This window comes from Nonomuraea diastatica, assembly GCF_004349015.1.
GTDB lineage: Bacteria > Actinomycetota > Actinomycetes > Streptosporangiales > Streptosporangiaceae > Nonomuraea > Nonomuraea diastatica.
Window position 1 is genome coordinate 1 of the sequence record NZ_SMKP01000459.1, and the last position, 572, is coordinate 572.

Below are 572 nucleotides of genomic sequence, written 5' to 3' on the forward strand. Positions count from 1 at the left end.
GGTGGAACAGCGACGCCGCGGACACGCCCTCGCGACGGGCCAGCGCACGGATCTGCTCGGCAGCACCGGCATCGACCACGATCTCGGCCTCGGCAACGTCGCTGCCATCACCGTGCACATCGAGCACGCCGTACGGTGCGCACGGCTCCTCGACATCGCCGAGCAGGCCGGTGAAGAACTCCTCGTGCTCCGCTTCCGACAGGCCGAGCATGGCCTGGGCGACCATGTCCCGGTAGGGCACGGGGTCCGGCAGCAGATCAGGTCGGCCGACCAGGATGGCGCCGATCTCCTCGCGGATCCTGGCGAGGGTGCTGTGGTCGCCGGCGAGGTGGTGCAGGTGCACCGCCACCCGCCAGTGGCCGCCGTTGCGTGTGACGCGCACCCGCAGCAGCGGCGCCCTGGTGAGGTCCATCCGGGTGACCGACTCGTCGCTCTCCTCCAAGGGGAGCGCGGGCCTGCGGTGCACGACCTGGACCGGCTGCGGGAGCCCCTCCCAGTGGAAGGAGGTACGCAACACGTCGTGCCGGTCGATCACCGTCTGCAGTGCGGCGAGGAATCCGTCGAGGTTCTCC

At 70.6% G+C, this 572-nt stretch carries 1 protein-coding gene; it reads right to left on the minus strand.

Annotated elements, in window-relative coordinates; translation table 11 throughout:
• Positions 1-572 (minus strand): condensation domain-containing protein (locus E1294_RS52160; RefSeq protein ID WP_132520829.1); only part of this gene is annotated, 572 nt, incomplete at both ends.